The following is an 18,461-nucleotide window of genomic DNA, read 5'->3' as shown; positions in this document are numbered from 1 at the left end:
CAGGTGTGTCATACACCACGTCAGCGGTGGGAACGGGCTACTGGTTCCTGCAGTTGCTGGACAGGGTTTCCCCGTCTCAGTGGGCGGCAATAGGCGTGCTGGGGAGTCTGCTGTTTGGGCTGCTGACGTACCTGACTAACCTGTATTTCAAAATCAAAGAGGACCGGCGTAAGGCGGCGCGGGGAGAGTAAAGTGATGAATAAAAAATATGAACTGGTTGTTAAGGGGATAAATAATTACGGGGATAAGGTTACTGTTACTGTGAAGTCGGAAGGTGACGGGCAAGCGTCGCTGTTGTTGCCAGATGTGGCGATTAGTCTTGACCGTACTGAAGGTGCCACGCTGGAGTTTTACGAAGCTGAGGCGAAAAAGCAGGCGAAGCAGTTTTTCATGGATGTTGCTGCCGGGTTATGTGAATGGAACGAACCGTTGCCGGAAAAGCGCCCCGTAATTTTAGAGGCGCAGGATGTGTTGATAACCTACAAAGGAAAGCTACCGGGAAGAATTACTTGTTCTCTGAAGATGCCGCCGTCAACACTGCGGTCAGAAAAAGATGATGTTGAATCACGTATTGAAAAACTGGAGAGCTACGTCGTTGAGCTGAATAAGAAATGGTCGATATTGGTGCCTTCTGGCGATGAAAAGCAGTTTGCTGCGTTTGACGATTATTGTCGGAAAGTGATGAGCAGAAATCTCGCAGAGTGTTTCAGTATTCATAATGATAATTTCAGTGACCCGGAATGGGAGTGTAACCGGCCATCCTTTGTTGTATCCGGTGATGCTGGGAAAATAACCATCTCAGAAAATGGGAAAGTAACACCTCCATCGCACCAGCACAGTGAGGAGCTCATTGAATTTGCCATTGATTACCTGAAGAACAATAAAAAGCAGGGGCTGATGAAGCGCGTTGGCCGTTGCATGGGATATCTTCAGGTAGCCGCTGAGATTGAAGCGCTGGCCAGTGGTGCTGATAAGGATGCAATTGTGCGGGAGGCTCTTCTTCGTGATTTTAATACTCCACCCTTTAAAAAAGTGCCGGCTTACTGGCTTCATCCGGGGCTGACTTATCTTAAAGTGCGTATTTAGTGGGCCAGGGACAGCGGCTGAATATTTAATATATCCATGAACACCAAAATCAAATACGGCCTGTCGGCTGCCGTTCTGGCGCTGATTGCCGCTGGTGCGCCTGCGCCTGACATTCTCGACCAGTTTCTGGATGAAAAGGAAGGCAACCACACCACGGCATACCGTGATGGTGCAGGTATCTGGACCATCTGCCGTGGTGCCATCATGGTGGATGGCAAACCTGTCGTTCCGGGCATGAAGTTGTCGAAGGAAAAATGCGACCAGGTTAACGCCATTGAGCGTGATAAAGCGCTGGCGTGGGTGGAGAAAAACATCAGAGTGCCGCTGACCGAACCCCAGAAAGCGGGGATCGCGTCATTCTGTCCGTACAACATTGGTCCCGGTAAGTGTTTCCCGTCGACGTTTTACAGACGAATTAATGCTGGTGATCGAAAAGGTGCCTGCGAAGCGATTCGCTGGTGGATTAAGGACGGTGGCAGAGACTGCCGTATTCGTTCAAACAACTGTTACGGTCAGGTATCCCGTCGTGACCAGGAGAGCGCGCTGGCGTGCTGGGGTATCGACAGATAAGCAGAATATTTTGCTGAAAAATGAGGAATGGCCACGCGGGCGGATAACACGAAATCCTGCGAACTGGCGAAACGTAAGTGAATAAAAGTAAAAACCCCGTTTGTTGGCACCAAGCGAGGTTTTGTGTTTCTGACCTTGAGTAAGGCAAGGGAGAACATGGCGAAGTGTAAACGAATTCTGTTGAGGTTGACTATGAAAAATGGCCTTGAACTGAAAGCGCCTGTAACTGATGACATCAGCAGAGCACTGGCTTTTGCCATTAAGTGGGTGGCGGTCGGTGTTGCTGTGTCCCCGATGCTGTATGGGCTGGCAAAACTGGTCATTGCGTTGAAATCGTGAAGGGAGGATTAAGCATGTCAGACAAACTCATAACGCTGGCGAAGATCCTCTGTGTAATTGTCGGCATTTCATTTTCACTAATGCTGGTTGCTCTTTTTCTTTCCATGGCCTGGATGATGTTGTCTTCGTCGGGGTTGCTGGGGTGAACATAAACCGAATGCTTTCCGCGTTTATCGTTATTCTGCTGGTGGCCTGTGGTGCGCTGTGGATGGCAACAGACCATTACCGTGATAACGCGATTACCTACAAAGCGCAGCGCGATAACAAAGCCAGTGAACTGAAGCTGGCGAACGCAACCATTACTGATATGCAGGTGCGCCAGCGCGATGTTGCTGCGCTCGATGCAAAATACTCGAGGGAATTAGCCGATGCGAGAGCTGAAAATGAAACTCTTCGCGCTGACGTTGCCGCTGGTCGTAAGCGCCTGCGGATCAACGCCACCTGTCCAGGCTCCGTGCGTGAAGCCCCCACCACCTCCGGCGTGGATAATGCAACCGGCCCCCAACTGGCAGACACCGTTACACGGGATTATTTCACCCTCAGAGAGCGGCTGATGACGATGCACAAGCAACTGGAAGGGGCACAGGACTATATCCGCACTCAGTGCCTGAAATAAGTTTTGTTGATGCGCCGTATCGTCGCTATATTCCCTCATTAACAGAGACCGCAGCCCGACAGGGAGACTCCTCTGCGCGAGTGTGCGGGGATAATTAAAAACGATGCACACCGGGTTTTTACCGCGTTAATGATTCGCGGGTTTATCCCGGTGCGATGGTGGAAGAAACAGGAAGCTGTATTACAGAAAGTGCTACTACTGTATCCCGATGCGATGTATGTAATGTGAGTCAGATAATGGCACAGGATGTGGTGATGTGGCAGTCTGGAACACAGGATATATTGTCAGAATAAGACCCGTAGGAATAAAAATGAAAAGACGCCTTTTACTACTTTTTCTGTTATCTGTCCTGGCAGTGGGATGCTCGCAGCAAAAAGCTGATGAGCCCCGGCAATTAGTGACGGTGTATCCACGATATCCGGAATATGCTGCAGCAAATTATATCAAGGGGCTGGTTGAGGTTAAGTTCGATATTGGTGCTGATGGGACTGTGACACGGATCGTTTTTCTCCGCTCAGAGCCTCATAATTTGTTTCGTGATGAAGTGGTGAAGGCCATGGCGAAATGGCGATTTGAAAAGAATCGCCCCTGTCAGGGAGTGAAGAGACAATTTATCTTTACGCCGTCACGTCCTTGATGCTTCCAGGTAGAGAGGGGCTGGACGCAGGAGAAAAATGAAAGAGCCAGCGGTTATATTTTTGTCATGGCTGACGAGGAATGATGGAAGAAGGCGTTGTATGCCACACAACGCCTCACTGTTCATTTCTTCTTTTTCTCTGGTGGAACCCGATGAATAAGAGTTGCACTGGTTTCCGATGAGATGGCGATATACTCGGGCAAAGTATGCTGGCAGTTTTCCAACTGGTCAAAAATACCTGCTCTCGTCTGTTGCAATGCCTGCAGCATGCGGCGGCAATGCGCCTTGCTTTTACTAACCATCTTTCCTTCCTCTATCAGTCGCTGCGTGAACTCATCATGTAATACCAGGTAAATGCGGATGTTATCGGTTTTGGCTACGCAGCATAGTACAAAACGGACAGGTGCATCCCGGGACGGGGGAGGCGTCACATGTCCCTGTGATGGTTGTTCCGGGTAATGCACTGTGTGGGGCATAAAAATGTCCGATAATTTTACTTTCTACCGCAGTTAGTTGATTCGTTGGTCCTGGTAGCACATTGGGCGAGGATTTAAATGCCAGGCAACTGAAGGATGATGTTGCAAGGGAGATAGCGAGAATATTTCTGATTTTCATTTGATGATGCCTCTGTGTGAAATGACGGTAAACGACGCACTTGTGCCGGCACATAATAGCAAGCACCATAATAGATCAGATTCGATTCTTGCTGTAAGTGATAATTATTCTCGTTTTCGGGTCCTTTCCGTCGATCCAACAGGTTACGGGGCGGCGACCTCGCGGGTTTTCGCTATTTATGAAAATTTTTAGGGAAAAATCAGATCCGTTTTTCTTCTTTTTAACTGATTGATTATCAATAGAATTTTAAAAATATAAAAGGATCTAACAAAGGCTGTTTTTGTTAGAAAACGCCATTTTCAGATCCTTTCTGGTTCCCGGGGGAGTGTATGAACGTCAATAAGAAAAAACTGGCCGATATTTTTGGCGTTGATGTCAGGACCATCACCGCCTGGCAGAGTCAGGGGTTACCACTAGTTTCTGGTGGAGGGAAAGGGACTGAATCAGTTTTTGATACAACTGCTGCCATTCAGTGGTATGCGCAGAGGGAAGCTGATATTAAAAACGAAAAACTCCGTAAAGAGATCGAGGATTTGAGGGCTGCCAGCGAATCAGACCTTCAGCCCGGCACCATTGATTACGAACGTTACCGACTGACGAAGGCACAGGCCGATGCACAGGAGCTGAAAAATGCTCGTGAGGAAGGCCTTGTCCTCGAGACGGAGTTATTTACCTACATCTTTCAGCGAGTGGCACAGAATATATCAGGGATCCTTGTCCGTGTCCCTCAGACACTGCAGCGTAAATACCCTGATATATCACCCGTACATCTTGATGCTGTGAAAACTGAAATCGCGAAAGCATCCGATGTGGCTTCTGAAGCCGGTGAGAATGTGCGCAGGTGGATTGATGATTTCAGACGAACTGAGGGCGGCTAATTCTGCAGGAGCGATAGCAACCGGCCTCCTTGCGCTAAAAATTCCTGTCCCTCTGACGACAGTTCAGTGGGCAGATCGACATTATTACCTTCCGAAAGAGTCATCTTACACCCCGGGGCGGTGGGAAACACTGCCGTTTCAGGTTGCCATCATGAACAGCATGGGGAATGACCGGATCCGCACTGTTAATCTGATTAAATCTGCCCGTGTTGGTTATACAAAGATGTTGCTGGGAGTGGAGGCTTATTTTATTGAGCATAAATCACGCAACAGCCTTCTTTTCCAGCCCACGGATTCTGCTGCTGAAGATTTTATGAAATCTCATGTGGAACCCACGATCAGGGATGTGCCGGTTTTACTCGATCTTGCACCGTGGTTTGGGCGTAAACATCGTGATAATACCCTCACGCTGAAACGTTTTTCATCGGGCGTGGGCTTCTGGTGCCTGGGCGGGGCTGCCGCTAAAAACTACCGTGAAAAATCCGTGGACGTGGTCTGCTATGACGAACTTTCCTCGTTCGAACCGGATGTCGAAAAAGAGGGTTCGCCAACCCTGCTTGGGGATAAACGTATTGAGGGCTCGGTATGGCCAAAATCCATTCGCGGCTCGACGCCTAAAATAAAAGGCTCCTGCCAGATCGAAAAAGCGGCCAACGAGTCGGCGCATTTCATGCGTTTTTATGTGCCCTGCCCACACTGTGGGGAGGAGCAGTATCTGAAATTTGGCGATGAATCCACGCCTTTTGGCCTTAAATGGGAGAAAGACAGCCCCGAAAGCGTTTTCTACCTCTGTGAACATCATGGCTGCGTGATCCATCAGTCTGAGCTTGACCAGAGCAACGGGCGGTGGATCTGTGAAAACACGGGGATGTGGACCCGTGACGGTCTGACGTTTTTCAGCGCCGCGGATAATGAAATTCCGCCGCCGCGCTCCATCACGTTCCATATCTGGACGGCGTACAGTCCGTTCACCACCTGGGTACAGATAGTCTATGACTGGCTGGATGCACTGAAAGATCCCAACGGCCTGAAAACCTTTGTGAACACCACGCTGGGCGAGACCTGGGAAGAGGCCGTGGGCGAAAAACTCGATCACCAGGTACTGATGGATAAGGTCGTGCATTACACGGCGGCGGTGCCAGCCCGGGTGGTTTATCTGACGGCGGGCATTGACTCGCAGCGAAACCGTTTTGAGATGTATGTCTGGGGATGGGCACCGGGAGAGGAAGCTTTTCTGGTGGATAAAATCATCATTATGGGCCGTCCCGATGAGGAAGAGACGCTGTTACGTGTGGATGCGGCGATCAACAAAAAATACTGCCATGCAGACGGAACCGAAATGACCATTTCCCGTGTCTGCTGGGACACCGGGGGGATCGATGGTGAAATTGTCTATCAGAGGTCAAAAAAACACGGTGTTTTCCGGGTGCTGCCGGTAAAAGGTGCATCTGTTTATGGCAAGCCGGTGATCACCATGCCAAAAACCCGCAATCAGCGGGGCGTGTATCTGTGCGAAGTGGGGACGGACACCGCAAAAGAAATTCTCTATGCCCGTATGAAAGCCGATCCCACGCCTGCGGATGAAGCCACGTCGTATGCCATCCGTTTTCCTGATGATCCGGAGATTTTTTCGCAGACAGAGGCGCAGCAACTGGTGGCGGAAGAGCTTGTGGAGAAGTGGGAAAAAGGAAAGATGCGTCTGCTGTGGGATAACAAAAAGCGGCGTAACGAAGCGCTGGACTGCCTGGTGTATGCCTATGCGGCATTACGTGTGTCCGTGCAACGCTGGCAGCTTGATCTGGCTGTACTGGCAAAATCCCGGGAAGAAGAGACGACCCGGCCAACCCTTAAAGAACTGGCAGCGAAGCTGTCCGGAGGAGTGAATGGTTACAGTCGCTGAACTACAGGCGCTGCGTCAGGCGCGCCTTGATTTATTAACCGGTAAACGGGTGGTGTCTGTCCAGAAAGATGGTCGCAGAATTGAATATACGGCGGCCTCTCTGGATGAGCTTAACCGTGCGATCAATGATGCTGAGTTGGTACTGGGGACAACCCGCCGTCGCCGTCGTCCGCTGGGAGTGAGGTTATGAAACGAACGCCTGTCCTGATTGATGTGAACGGCGTTCCGCTTCGGGAGAGCCTCAGCTACAACGGGGGCGGCGCAGGATTTGGCGGGCAAATGGCGGAGTGGTTGCCACCGGCGCAGAGTGCCGATGCGGCCCTGCTGCCCGCGTTGCGTCTGGGGAATGCCCGGGCAGATGATCTGGTGCGCAATAACGGGATAGCGGCCAATGCGGTGGCCCTGCATAAGGATCACATTGTCGGGCATATGTTTCTTATCAGCTACCGCCCGAACTGGCGCTGGCTGGGGATGCGGGAGACCGCGACAAAAAGTTTTGTCGATGAGGTGGAGGCGGCCTGGTCAGAATACGCAGAAGGGATGTTTGGTGAGATCGACGTGGAAGGGAAACGCACGTTTACGGAATTTATCCGTGAAGGTGTGGGCGTTCATGCGTTTAACGGCGAAATCTTTGTGCAGCCGGTCTGGGATACGGAGAGCACGCAACTGTTTCGTACGCGTTTTAAAGCCGTGAGTCCGAAACGGGTGGACACGCCAGGACACGGTATCGGGAACCGTTTTCTGCGGGCCGGTGTGGAGGTTGATCGATATGGCCGTGCCGTTGCGTACCATATCTGTGAGGATGATTTTCCTCGCTCCGGGAGTGGACGATGGGAACGGATCCCGCGTGAACTTCCCACCGGGCGTCCGGCCATGCTGCATATTTTCGAGCCGGTGGAGGACGGGCAGACCCGTGGGGCCAACCAGTTTTACAGCGTCATGGAACGGCTGAAGATGCTCGATTCCCTGCAGGCAACACAGCTTCAGTCGGCCATTGTCAAGGCGATGTATGCAGCGACAATTGAAAGTGAACTGGATACCGAAAAGGCCTTTGAATATATCGCCGGTGCGCCGCAGGGGCAGAAGGATAATCCGCTTATTAATATTCTGGAGAAGTTCTCCAGCTGGTATGACACGAATAACGTGACGCTGGGCGGTGTCAAAATTCCGCACCTTTTCCCTGGTGATGATCTGAAACTACAGACAGCGCAGGATTCAGACAATGGATTTTCTGCGCTTGAACAGGCGCTGCTGCGGTATATCGCCGCCGGTCTTGGCGTTTCCTACGAACAGTTGTCCCGTGATTACTCGAAGGTCAGTTACTCAAGTGCCCGCGCCTCCGCCAATGAGTCGTGGCGCTATTTTATGGGGCGGCGAAAATTTATTGCGTCCCGGCTGGCCACGCAGATGTTTTCCTGCTGGCTGGAAGAGGCACTTCTGCGGGGGATTATCCGTCCGCCACGGGCACGTTTTGATTTTTATCAGGCGCGTTCAGCCTGGTCACGGGCTGAGTGGATTGGTGCCGGAAGAATGGCCATTGACGGGCTCAAGGAGGTTCAGGAATCGGTGATGCGTATTGATTCCGGACTGAGCACGTATGAGAAAGAGCTGGCGCTGATGGGCGAGGATTATCAGGACATTTTCCGCCAGCAGGTCAGGGAATCTGCAGAGCGGGAAAAAGCCGGACTCTCACGTCCGGTGTGGATAGCGCAGGCGTATCAGCAGCAGATAGCGGAGAGTCGCAGGCCGGAAGAGGAGACAACACCACGTGAGACGTAATCTTTCACACATTATTGCAGCAGCATTCAATGAACCGCTGCTTCTGGAGCCCGCCTATGCGCGGGTTTTCTTTTGCGCGCTCGGGCGCGAGATGGGGGCAGCAAGTCTTTCGGTACCGCAACAGCAGGTACAGCTTGATGCTCCCGGGATGCTGGCTGAAACGGACGAGTACATGGCCGGAGGTAAACGACCGGCCCGTGTTTACCGGGTGGTGAACGGTATTGCGGTACTGCCGGTGACCGGCACGCTGGTGCACCGGCTGGGGGGGATGCGGCCATTTTCCGGAATGACTGGCTATGACGGCATTGTCGCCTGTCTTCAGCAGGCAATGGCAGATAGCCAGGTGCGGGGCATACTGCTGGACATTGACAGTCCGGGCGGGCAGGCCGCCGGCGCGTTTGACTGCGTTGACATGATTTACCGCCTCCGGCAGCAGAAGCCGGTCTGGGCACTGTGCAATGACACGGCCTGTTCTGCAGCCATGCTGCTGGCGTCGGCCTGCTCCCGACGGCTGGTTACCCAGACATCCCGTATCGGCTCCATTGGCGTGATGATGAGCCATGTCAGCTATGCCGGTCATCTGGCGCAGGCCGGTGTGGATATCACGCTGATTTATGCCGGGGCGCACAAGGTGGATGGCAATCAGTTTGAAGCGTTGCCGGCAGAGGTTCGCCAGGACATGCAGCAGCGGATTGATGCGGCGCGCCGGATGTTTGCCGAAAAAGTGGCGATGTATACCGGTCTGTCTGTTGATGCCGTCACGGGAACAGAGGCTGCCGTTTTTGAAGGTCAGTCCGGCATTGAGGCCGGGCTGGCGGATGAATTAATCAATGCGTCGGATGCCATCAGTGTGATGGCCACGGCGCTGAACAGTAATGTCAGAGGAGGCACTATGCCGCAATTAACTGCAACGGAAGCCGCCGTGCAGGAGAACCAGCGAGTGATGGGGATCCTGACATGCCAGGAAGCGAAAGGACGTGAACAGCTTGCCACGATGCTGGCAGGGCAACAGGGCATGAGCGTTGAACAGGCCCGGGCGATTCTGGCCGCGGCGGCACCGCAGCAGCCGGTGGCATCCGCACAGAGTGAAGCCGATCGCATTATGGCGTGTGAAGAAGCGAACGGTCGTGAACAACTGGCAGCAACGCTGGCGGCGATGCCGGAGAGGACGGTGGAAAAAGCCCGCCCGATCCTGGCTGCTTCACCGCAGGCGAATGCCGGGCCCTCACTTCGTGATCAGATCATGGCACTGGATGAGGCAAAAGGGGCTGAGGCGCAGGCTGAACAGCTGGCTGCCTGCCCGGGAATGACTGTGGAGAGCGCCCGGGCTGTGCTGGCTGCGGGATCAGGTAAGGCAGAACCGGTCTCTGCATCCACAACCGCCCTGTTTGAACATTTCATGGCGAACCATTCACCGGCTGCGGTCCAGGGGGGCGTGTCACAGGCGTCAGAAGACGGTGATGCGGACGTGAAAATGCTCATGGCCATGCCATGAAGTCAGTGCTGAACATCAATACGAGGTTTTAACAATATGGTGACGAAAACCATCACTGAACAGCGTGCGGAAGTACGTATTTTTGCCGGTAATGATCCGGCTCACACCGCCACAGGCAGCAGCGGGATTTCCTCGGCAACACCGGCACTGACACCCCTGATGCTGGATGGGGCCACCGGGAAACTGGTGGTCTGGGACGGACAGAAAGCCGGTAGTGCGGTTGGCATACTGGTACTGCCGCTTGAAGGCACAGAGGCGGTGCTGACGTATTACAAGTCGGGGACCTTTGCGACGGAGGCAATCCGCTGGCCTGAAAGTGTGGATGAACACAAAAAGGCCAACGCCTTTACCGGCAGTGCCCTGAGTCACGCGGCGCTGCCGTAACACGTTATCAGGCCACCGCGTTGGCCTGACTGATTTCTTAATGAAAGGAACTGATTTATGGGATTGTTTACGACCCGCCAGTTACTCGGTTATACCGAACAAAAAGTGAAATTCCGTGCGCTGTTTCTGGAGCTGTTTTTCCGCCGTACGGTGAATTTCCACACCGAAGAGGTGATGCTGGACAAAATTACCGGAAAAACGCCGGTGGCGGCCTATGTCTCCCCGATCGTTGAAGGAAAAGTGCTTCGCCATCGCGGTGGTGAAACCCGCGTGTTACGTCCGGGCTACGTCAAGCCCAAACACGAATTTAATTACCAGCAGGCGGTTGAGCGCCTTCCTGGTGAAGATCCGGCTCAGCTGAACGACCCGGCCTACCGTCGTCTGCGTATCATTACCGATAACCTCAAACAGGAAGAGCACGCCATTGTCCAGGTGGAAGAAATGCAGGCGGTGAATGCCGTGCTGTATGGCAAATACACCATGGAAGGGGATCAGTTTGATACTGTCGAGGTGGATTTCGGGCGCTCTGAAGGAAATAACATTGAGCAGGCTGACGGTAAAAAATGGTCTGAGCAGGACCGTGATACGTTTGATCCGACGCATGATATTGACCTCTACTGCGATCAGGCCAGCGGCCTTGTGAATATCGCCATTATGGACGGTACGGTCTGGCGTCTGCTGAATGGCTTTAAGCTGTTCCGCGAAAAACTGGATACCCGTCGCGGCTCAAATTCACAACTCGAAACGGCAGTGAAAGACCTGGGGGCGGTGGTGTCCTTCAAGGGGTATTACGGCGATCTGGCCATTGTGGTGGCGAAAACGTCTTATGTGGCAGAGGACGGTACCGAAAAACGTTATCTGCCGGAGGGCACACTGGTCCTGGGGAATACGGCAGCAGAGGGCATTCGTTGCTATGGTGCCATTCAGGATGCGCAGGCGTTGTCCGAAGGTGTGGTGGCCTCTTCCCGTTATCCGAAACACTGGCTGACCGTGGGCGATCCGGCCCGTGAATTCACCATGACGCAGTCCGCACCGCTGATGGTGCTGCCGGATCCGGATGAGTTTGTGGTGGTACAGGTGAAATAATCCGTGAGCGGGGGCGAAATGCCCCCGTGTCTTTTTTCACAGGAGGCTGAGATGGCAACAAAAGAAGAAAATCTGAATCGTCTTCGTCAACTGGCTGGCCTGCTGGGGCGCGAGGCGGATATGTCGGGGAGTGCTGCGGATATTGCTCAACGTGTGTCTGAGTGGGAAGAGGAGCTTGCTGTTTCCCCGGAGGGCATTATGCACTCTGATGAGAGCGGGGCTGATCAAAATCACACAGACGATGGTGAGCAGTTGCACAACACTGATGCTACGGATGATGTTAAAGCGGTCCGTGTGCGGAAATGCCTGCATGTGATGGGGTATTGCCCGGAGACAGGCCGTCCCGTTGAACTGACGTACCGGGGCATGCGTGTTATGGTGCCATCACCACTGGCGACAGCCATGATACAGCACGGAACGGCTGAGCATGCGTGATTTTCAGAATGCCTTTGATGCTGCCCTTGCCGGGGTGGACAGCACGATTGTTGAAGTGATGGGGATCCGTGCGCAGTTCACCTCCGGAGCACAACGTGGCGGCGAAGTTCAGGGGGTTTTTGACGATCCGGAGTCGCTGGGTTTTGCCGGTGGCGGGGTCCGTATTGAAGGAAGCAGCCCGTCATTATTTGTGCGGACGGATACGGTGCGTGCCGTGCGGCGTGGTGACACGCTGACCATTAACGGCGAGATGTTCTGGGTGGATCGTGTTTCTCCGGATGACGGGGGAAGCTGTTATCTCTGGCTCAACCGTGGGCAACCACCCGCTGTTAACCGGCGACGATAAACGCAGGGTGAAATTATGGCGATAAAAGGGCTTGATCAGGCGATTGATAATCTGAGCCGGGTTCGTAAAAACGCCATTCCGGCGGCTTCAGCAATGGCCATTAACCGCGTGGCCACAACGGCGATTAATCAGTCTTCATCACAGGTTGCCCGGGAGACAAAGGTACGCCGGAAACTGGTAAAGGAACGGTCCAGACTGAAACGGGCGACGGTCAGAAATCCGAACGCAAAAATTATCGTTAACCGCGGTGATCTTCCAGTGATTAAGCTGGGGATCAGGATGCTGGGCCGTCGTCCGAACAGCATACTTAAAGCCGGTCAGCATCGGTATCAGCGGGCATTCATTCAGCGATTAAAAAACGGTCGCTGGCATGTCATGCAGCGTGTGGCCGGGAAAAACCGTTACCCTATTGATGTGGTGAAAATCCCGATGGCGGCCCCACTGAAACAGGCGTTTGATGAGAATGTTGACCGTATCCGGCGTGAACGCCTGCCCGGAGAACTGGCATCCGCGCTGAAACAACAACTGAGGATTGCGATAAAACGATGAAACACACTGACATTCGTGCCGCAGTGCTGGATGCACTCGAGCAGCATGAACACGGGGCGACGCTGTTTGATGGTCGCCCCGTTGTTTTTGACGAAGAGGATTTTCCTGCGATCGCGGTTTATCTGACGGATGCAGAGTATACCGGTGAAGAGCTGGATGCAGATACCTGGCGGGCCACGCTGCATATTGAGGTGTTTTTACCGGCACAGGTACCGGATTCAGAGCTTGATCAGTGGATGGAAAGCCGGATTTACCCGGCGATGACCGCGATCCCGGCACTGGCAGGACTGATTACCACGATGGTTACGCAGGGCTATGAGTATCGTCGTGATGACGATATGGCGTTATGGAGTTCTGCAGATCTGACTTATTCCATTACATACGAGATGTGAGGACGATATGGCAACACCAAATCCCCTTGAGCCGGTAAAAGGTGCCGGTACCACTCTGTGGGTTTACAACGGCAAGGCTGATGCTTATGCAAACCCGTTGTCAGACGATGGCTGGCAGCGACTGGCTAAGGTGAAGGATCTGACGCCGGGCGAGATGACGGCTGAACCCTACGATGATAACTACCTGGATGATGAAGACGCGGACTGGACCGCGACCGGGCAGGGACAGAAATCTGCAGGTGATACCAGTTTTACGCTGGCCTGGAAACCGGGAGAGGAAGGCCAGAAAGGGCTTATAGGCTGGTTTGAAAGCGGCGATGTCCGGGCCTATAAAATCCGTTTTCCGAATGGCACGGTGGATGTGTTTCGTGGCTGGGTCAGCAGTATCGGTAAGGCCGTGACGGCGAAAGAAGTGATCACCCGCACGGTGAAAGTCACTAACGTGGGTAAACCTTCTGTAGCGGAAGAACGCAGCAAAATTACGCCGGTCACTGCGATTAAGGTGACGCCGACAGGTACGGTTGAAAAAGGGAAAACAACCACCCTGACCGTTACTGTGGAACCGGAAAATGCAACGGATAAGACATTCAGGGCGATTTCCGCCGATCCATCAAAAGCCACCATTAGCGTGAAAGATATGACGATTACTGTGGCGGGGGTTAAGGATGGAAAAGTCAGCATCCCTGTGATTTCCGGTAATGGTCAGTTTGCTGCGGTGGCTGAAATTACCGTTAATAATGTGCCGGGTGGCTAAAGAGCTGAGAGATAAGCGATGTTCCTGAAAACAGAACAATTTGAATATAACGGTGTATCCGTCACGCTTTCTGAGCTGTCTGCGCTGCAGCGTATTGAGCATCTTGCCCTCCTGAAACGGCGGGCAGAAGAGGCTGAAGCCAGCGGCAACCTGCAGGTGAGTGTGGAAGATCTTGTCAGAACCGGCGCGTTTCTGGTGGCGATGTCCCTGTGGCATAACCATCCACAGAAAACGCAGTCACCGTCAATGAATGAGGCCGTGATGAAGATAGAGCAGGAAGTGCTCACCACCTGGCCTGCCGATGCCATTGCCCGGGCGGAAGACGTGGTGTTGTGCCTGTCCGGGATGATCGAAGCTGTTCGTCCGGATACTGATATTACTGAAGTGGCGAAAAATAACACGCTGACTGATGATGATTTTTCTGCGGGAAAGTCTTCGACGGCGAGCTGAACTTTGCCCTCAGACTGGCGCGTGAGATGGGGAGACCCGACTGGCGCGCCATGCTTGCCGGGATGACATCCACCGAATATGCCGACTGGCACCGTTTTTACCGCACGCATTATTTTCAGGATACCCAGCTGGATATGCATTTTTCCGGGCTGACGTACGCTGTACTCAGCCTGTTTTTTTGCGATCCGGATATGCATCCCTCTGATTTCAGTCTGCTTGTCCCCCGGCATGAGGAAGAGCAGGTGGAGAGGCCGGATGAGGACAAAATGCTGATGCAGAAAGCGGCAGGACTTGCCGGAGGCGTCCGGTTCGGTGGGGACGGAGGGCGCGATATTTTATCGTCTGTGGATGTGGCGGATGTCATGGTGGATGATGCCGCATTAATGATGGCTTCAGCGGGGATTCCGGGAGGTGTGAGATATGTCCCAGCCGGTTGGTGATCTTGTTATTGACCTGAGTCTGGATGCTGTCCGTTTCGATGAGCAGATGAGCCGGGTAAGGCGTCATTTTTCAGGTCTGGATACCGACGCCAGAAAAACCGCCAGTGCTGTTGAACAGGGCCTGAGCCGCCAGGCGCTGGCTGCACAAAAAGCCGGGATTTCCGTCGGGCAGTATAAAGCGGCCATGCGAACCCTGCCCGCACAGTTTACGGATATCGCCACGCAGCTTGCCGGTGGTCAGAATCCCTGGCTGATCCTGCTGCAACAGGGCGGTCAGGTGAAGGACTCCTTCGGCGGGATGATCCCCATGTTCAGGGGGCTTGCCGGTGCGATCACCCTGCCGATGGTCGGGGTCACCTCGCTGGCGGTGGCGACAGGTGCGCTGGTGTACGCCTGGTACCAGGGAGATTCCACGCTTTCAGCGTTTAATAAAACCCTGGTTCTTTCCGGTAATCAGTCCGGACTGACTGCCGATCGCATGCTGACGCTCTCCAGAGCCGGACAGGCCGCAGGGCTGACGTTTAACCAGGCGAGTGAGTCACTGGCAGCCCTGGTGAATGCCGGTGTGCGTGGTGGTGAACAGTTTGATGCCATCAACCAGAGTGTCGCGCGTTTTGCTTCTGCATCCGGTGTGGAGGTGGACAAGGTTGCAGAGGCTTTCGGAAAACTGACCACTGACCCGACGTCGGGGCTGATTGCGATGGCGAAGCAGTTCCATAACGTGACGGCGGAGCAGATTGCGTATGTTGCTCAGTTGCAGCGTTCCGGCGATGAAGCCGGGGCATTGCAGGCGGCGAACGAGGCCGCAACGAAAGGGTTTGATGACCAGACCCGACGCTTGAAAGAGAACATGGGCACGCTGGAAACCTGGGCAGACAGGACAGCACGGGCATTCAAATCCATGTGGGATGCGGTGCTGGATATTGGTCGTCCTGATACCGCGCAGGAGATGCTGATTAAGGCAGAGGCCGCGTTTAAGAAAGCGGACGATATCTGGAATCTGCGCAAGGATGATTATTTTGTTAACGATGAAGCGCGGGCGCGTTACTGGGATGATCGTGAAAAGGCCCGTCTTGCGCTTGAAGCCGCCCGAAAGAAGGCTGAGCAGCAGAGTCAACAGGACAAAAATGCGCAGCAGCAGAGCGATACCGAAGCGTCACGGCTGAAATATACCGAAGAGGCGCAGAAGGCTTACGAACGGCTGCAGACGCCGCTGGAGAAATATACCGCCCGTCAGGAAGAACTGAACAAGGCACTGAAAGACGGGAAAATCCTGCAGGCGGATTACAACACGCTGATGGCGGCGGCGAAAAAGGATTATGAAGCGACGCTGAAAAAGCCGAAACAGTCCGGCGTGAAGGTGTCTGCGGGCGATCGTCAGGAAGACAGTGCTCATGCTGCCCTGCTGACGCTTCAGGCAGAACTCCGGACGCTGGAGAAGCATGCCGGAGCAAATGAGAAAATCAGCCAGCAGCGCCGGGATTTGTGGAAGGCGGAGAGTCAGTTCGCGGTACTGGAGGAGGCGGCGCAACGTCGCCAGCTGTCTGCACAGGAGAAATCCCTGCTGGCGCATAAAGATGAGACGCTGGAGTACAAACGCCAGCTGGCTGCACTTGGCGACAAGGTTACGTATCAGGAGCGCCTGAACGCGCTGGCGCAGCAGGCGGATAAATTCGCACAGCAGCAACGGGCAAAACGGGCCGCCATTGATGCGAAAAGCCGGGGGCTGACTGACCGGCAGGCAGAACGGGAAGCCACGGAACAGCGCCTGAAGGAACAGTATGGCGATAATCCGCTGGCGCTGAATAACGTCATGTCAGAGCAGAAAAAGACCTGGGCGGCTGAAGACCTGCTTCGCGGGAACTGGATGGCAGGCCTCAGGTCCGGCTGGAGTGAGTGGGAAGAGAGTGCCACGGACAGTATGTCGCAGGTAAAAAGTGCAGCCACGCAGACCTTTGACGGTATTGCACAGAATATGGCAGCGATGCTGACCGGCAGCGAACAGAACTGGCGTGGTTTCACCCGTTCTGTGCTGTCCATGCTGACAGAGATTTTTCTGAAGCAGGCGATGGTGGGGATTGTCGGGAGTATCGGCAGCGCTATTGGCGGGGCTGTTGGTGGCGGCGCATCCGCGTCAGGCGGTACAGCCATTCAGGCCGCTGCGGCGAAATTCCATTTTGCAACCGGAGGATTTACGGGAACCGGCGGCAAATATGAGCCAGCGGGGATTGTTCACCGTGGTGAATTTGTCTTCACGAAGGAGGCAACCAGCCGGATTGGTGTCGGCAACCTGTATCGTCTGATGCGCGGGTATGCGGAAGGTGGTTATGTCGGCGGTGCCGGAAGTCCGGCGCAGATGCGGCGGGCCGAAGGTATTAATTTTAATCAGAACAATCACGTGGTGATTCAGAACGACGGTATCAACGGACAGGCGGGGTCGCAGCTGATGAAGGCGGTGTATGACATGGCCCGCAAGGGGGCACAGGATGAACTCCGGCTGCAGTTGCGTGATGGCGGTCTGTTATCAGGGAGCGGTCGATGAAAACCTTTCGCTGGAAAGTGAAGCCGGATATGGAGGTGAACTCGCAGCCATCGGTGCGTGAAGTGCGTTTTGGTGACGGGTACTCACAGCGTATGGCGGCAGGGCTGAATGCTGACCTGAAAACATACAGGGTGACGCTTTCCGTGACCCGGGAGGAGGCCCGGCATCTGGAAGCGTTCCTGGCAGAGCACGGTGGCTGGAAGGCATTTTTGTGGAAGCCACCCTATGCATACCGGCAGATAAAGGTGACCTGTGCCGGGTGGTCTGCGCGGGTCGGGATGTTGCGCGTTGAGTTCAGCGCGGAGTTTAAGCAGGTGGTGAACTGATGCAGGATATTCGCGAAGAAAGTCTGAACGAGTCGGTTAAGTCAGAGCAGTCACCGCGGGTGGTACTCTGGGAAATCGACCTGACGGTACAGGGTGGTGAGCGGTATTTTTTCTGTAATGAGCTGAATGAAAAAGGGGAGCCGGTCACCTGGCAGGGGCGTAAGTATGAGGCATACCCGATTGACGGCAGCGGCTTTGAGATGAACGGCCGGGGCAGCAGTGCCAGACCGTCGCTGACGGTGTCCAATCTGTTCGGTCTGGTCACCGGGATGGCGGAAGACCTGCAGAGTCTGGTGGGGGCCACGGTGGTCCGCCGCCGGGTGTATGCCCGTTTTCTGGATGCGGTGAATTTCGTTGCGGGCAATCCGGAGGCGGACCCGGAGCAGGAGCTGAGTGACCGCTGGGTGGTGGAGCAGATGTCGCAGCTGACAGCCATGACGGCCTCGTTTGTGCTGGCTACACCGACCGAGACGGACGGGGCGCTGTTTCCCGGTCGCATCATGCTGGCGAACACCTGTATGTGGGATTACCGGGGAGATGAATGCGGGTATAACGGTCCTGCGGTGGCGGATGAGTTCGACAACCCCACCACGGATATCCGTAAGGACAGATGCAGCAAGTGCATGCGCGGGTGTGAGATGCGCGGCATGGTGGCTAATTTTGGCGGTTTCCTTTCCATTAACAAACTTTCGCAGTAAATCCAATGACACAGACAGAATCAGCGATTCTGGCGCATGCCCGGCGGTGTGTGCCTGCGGAGTCGTGCGGCTTAGTGGTGAGAACGCCGGAGGGGGAGCGGTATATCCCTTGTGTGAATATCTCTGCAGAGCCGGAGGCGTATT

General features: G+C 54.2%; 24 protein-coding genes and 2 pseudogenes. 25 read left to right on the top strand and 1 reads right to left on the bottom strand.

The genetic code is table 11. From position 1 onward, the window contains the following. From C4F37_RS25560 to C4F37_RS25535, 7 genes and pseudogenes are all read left to right on the top strand, one after another. A partial coding sequence (locus tag C4F37_RS25560; RefSeq protein ID WP_046123466.1) for a class II holin family protein occupies positions 1-191 on the top strand: 191 nt, incomplete at its 5' end. 4 nt (positions 192-195) lie between these two features. Next, positions 196-531: pseudogene (locus C4F37_RS28055) on the top strand (YdfR family protein); the annotation flags it as partial. Between the two features lie 591 nt (positions 532-1,122). Next, positions 1,123-1,656 carry a lysozyme gene (locus C4F37_RS25550; RefSeq protein ID WP_001092866.1) on the top strand — a complete coding sequence of 178 codons (534 nt, stop codon included), beginning with the start codon at positions 1,123-1,125 and terminating at the stop codon, positions 1,654-1,656. Between the two features lie 156 nt (positions 1,657-1,812). Further along, on the top strand, positions 1,813-1,995 hold the full coding sequence (locus tag C4F37_RS25545; protein ID WP_001446668.1) for a hypothetical protein: 183 nt from the start codon (positions 1,813-1,815) through the stop codon (positions 1,993-1,995). 14 nt (positions 1,996-2,009) lie between these two features. Next, positions 2,010-2,141, top strand: a complete 132-nt coding sequence (locus C4F37_RS27455; protein WP_001280932.1) for a hypothetical protein — start codon at positions 2,010-2,012, stop codon at positions 2,139-2,141. Between the two features lie 11 nt (positions 2,142-2,152). Beyond that, positions 2,153-2,611, top strand: coding sequence for a lysis protein (locus C4F37_RS25540; RefSeq protein WP_000947131.1), 459 nt, complete (start codon positions 2,153-2,155; stop codon positions 2,609-2,611). A 310-nt stretch (positions 2,612-2,921) separates the two neighbouring features. Then, entirely contained in the window at positions 2,922-3,248 is a 327-nt protein-coding gene (locus C4F37_RS25535; RefSeq protein WP_000830178.1) for a TonB family protein, read from the top strand. A gap of 122 nt (positions 3,249-3,370) precedes the next feature. Here C4F37_RS25535 and C4F37_RS28050 read toward each other — a convergent pair whose 3' ends face one another. Further along, complete coding sequence (locus tag C4F37_RS28050) at positions 3,371-3,550, bottom strand: hypothetical protein (protein WP_000253883.1); 180 nt, start codon at positions 3,548-3,550, stop codon at positions 3,371-3,373. Between the two features lie 642 nt (positions 3,551-4,192). On the opposite strand from C4F37_RS28050, the gene C4F37_RS25515 reads away from it, so the two are divergent. From C4F37_RS25515 to C4F37_RS28045, 18 genes and pseudogenes are all read left to right on the top strand, one after another. After that, entirely contained in the window at positions 4,193-4,741 is a 549-nt protein-coding gene (locus C4F37_RS25515; RefSeq protein WP_001538594.1) for a terminase small subunit, read from the top strand. After that, a complete protein-coding gene (locus tag C4F37_RS25510) occupies positions 4,713-6,641 on the top strand; it encodes a phage terminase large subunit family protein (RefSeq protein WP_001538595.1) in 1,929 nt (642 codons plus the stop codon). The genes C4F37_RS25515 and C4F37_RS25510 overlap by 29 nt, the downstream gene beginning before the upstream one ends. After that, a complete protein-coding gene (locus C4F37_RS25505) occupies positions 6,625-6,831 on the top strand; it encodes a phage head-tail joining protein (protein ID WP_000258993.1) in 207 nt (68 codons plus the stop codon). Before C4F37_RS25510 ends, C4F37_RS25505 begins: the two co-directional genes overlap by 17 nt. After that, the gene (locus C4F37_RS25500) at positions 6,828-8,420 is read left to right on the top strand and encodes a phage portal protein (protein ID WP_001538596.1); all 1,593 of its coding nucleotides are present in this window, start codon (positions 6,828-6,830) and stop codon (positions 8,418-8,420) included. The genes C4F37_RS25505 and C4F37_RS25500 overlap by 4 nt, the downstream gene beginning before the upstream one ends. Next, a complete protein-coding gene (locus C4F37_RS25495) occupies positions 8,410-9,915 on the top strand; it encodes a S49 family peptidase (protein WP_001773874.1) in 1,506 nt (501 codons plus the stop codon). Before C4F37_RS25500 ends, C4F37_RS25495 begins: the two co-directional genes overlap by 11 nt. Positions 9,916-9,951: 36 nt before the next feature. Then, positions 9,952-10,299 carry a head decoration protein gene (locus C4F37_RS25490; protein WP_000256835.1) on the top strand — a complete coding sequence of 116 codons (348 nt, stop codon included), beginning with the start codon at positions 9,952-9,954 and terminating at the stop codon, positions 10,297-10,299. 57 nt (positions 10,300-10,356) lie between these two features. Beyond that, entirely contained in the window at positions 10,357-11,385 is a 1,029-nt protein-coding gene (locus C4F37_RS25485) for a major capsid protein (protein WP_000522592.1), read from the top strand. A 51-nt stretch (positions 11,386-11,436) separates the two neighbouring features. Next, positions 11,437-11,820: a DNA-packaging protein FI gene (gene gpFI / locus C4F37_RS25480; protein ID WP_000201498.1), complete on the top strand. Its 384-nt coding sequence runs from the start codon at positions 11,437-11,439 to the stop codon at positions 11,818-11,820. After that, positions 11,813-12,166, top strand: coding sequence for a head-tail joining protein (locus C4F37_RS25475; RefSeq protein ID WP_001204533.1), 354 nt, complete (start codon positions 11,813-11,815; stop codon positions 12,164-12,166). Before gpFI ends, C4F37_RS25475 begins: the two co-directional genes overlap by 8 nt. A 15-nt stretch (positions 12,167-12,181) precedes the next feature. Continuing rightward, positions 12,182-12,715: a phage tail protein gene (locus C4F37_RS25470; RefSeq protein ID WP_001538599.1), complete on the top strand. Its 534-nt coding sequence runs from the start codon at positions 12,182-12,184 to the stop codon at positions 12,713-12,715. Next, a complete protein-coding gene (locus tag C4F37_RS25465) occupies positions 12,712-13,107 on the top strand; it encodes a phage minor tail U family protein (protein ID WP_000683079.1) in 396 nt (131 codons plus the stop codon). Before C4F37_RS25470 ends, C4F37_RS25465 begins: the two co-directional genes overlap by 4 nt. A 7-nt stretch (positions 13,108-13,114) precedes the next feature. Beyond that, on the top strand, positions 13,115-13,861 hold the full coding sequence (locus tag C4F37_RS25460; RefSeq protein WP_001538600.1) for a phage tail protein: 747 nt from the start codon (positions 13,115-13,117) through the stop codon (positions 13,859-13,861). An 18-nt stretch (positions 13,862-13,879) separates the two neighbouring features. Beyond that, complete coding sequence (gene gpG, locus C4F37_RS25455) at positions 13,880-14,311, top strand: phage tail assembly chaperone G (RefSeq protein ID WP_001299690.1); 432 nt, start codon at positions 13,880-13,882, stop codon at positions 14,309-14,311. Between the two features lie 26 nt (positions 14,312-14,337). Next, a complete protein-coding gene (locus C4F37_RS25450; RefSeq protein WP_001538601.1) occupies positions 14,338-14,751 on the top strand; it encodes a phage tail assembly protein T in 414 nt (137 codons plus the stop codon). Then, positions 14,732-17,293 (top strand): phage tail tape measure protein, encoded by a 2,562-nt coding sequence (locus C4F37_RS25445; protein WP_001538602.1) that lies wholly within the window; start codon positions 14,732-14,734, stop codon positions 17,291-17,293. Before C4F37_RS25450 ends, C4F37_RS25445 begins: the two co-directional genes overlap by 20 nt. Continuing rightward, entirely contained in the window at positions 17,290-17,619 is a 330-nt protein-coding gene (locus C4F37_RS25440; protein ID WP_000847298.1) for a phage tail protein, read from the top strand. Before C4F37_RS25445 ends, C4F37_RS25440 begins: the two co-directional genes overlap by 4 nt. Continuing rightward, entirely contained in the window at positions 17,619-18,317 is a 699-nt protein-coding gene (locus tag C4F37_RS25435; protein WP_001327694.1) for a phage minor tail protein L, read from the top strand. Before C4F37_RS25440 ends, C4F37_RS25435 begins: the two co-directional genes overlap by 1 nt. A 5-nt stretch (positions 18,318-18,322) precedes the next feature. After that, positions 18,323-18,461: pseudogene (locus tag C4F37_RS28045) on the top strand (Mov34/MPN/PAD-1 family protein); the annotation flags it as partial.

It is taken from the genome of Escherichia sp. R1, assembly GCF_003000935.1.
In the GTDB taxonomy this organism is placed as follows: domain Bacteria; phylum Pseudomonadota; class Gammaproteobacteria; order Enterobacterales; family Enterobacteriaceae; genus Escherichia; species Escherichia coli.
Note: the sequence above shows the minus strand (reverse complement) of the source record. Positions and strands in the feature narration are given on the sequence as shown.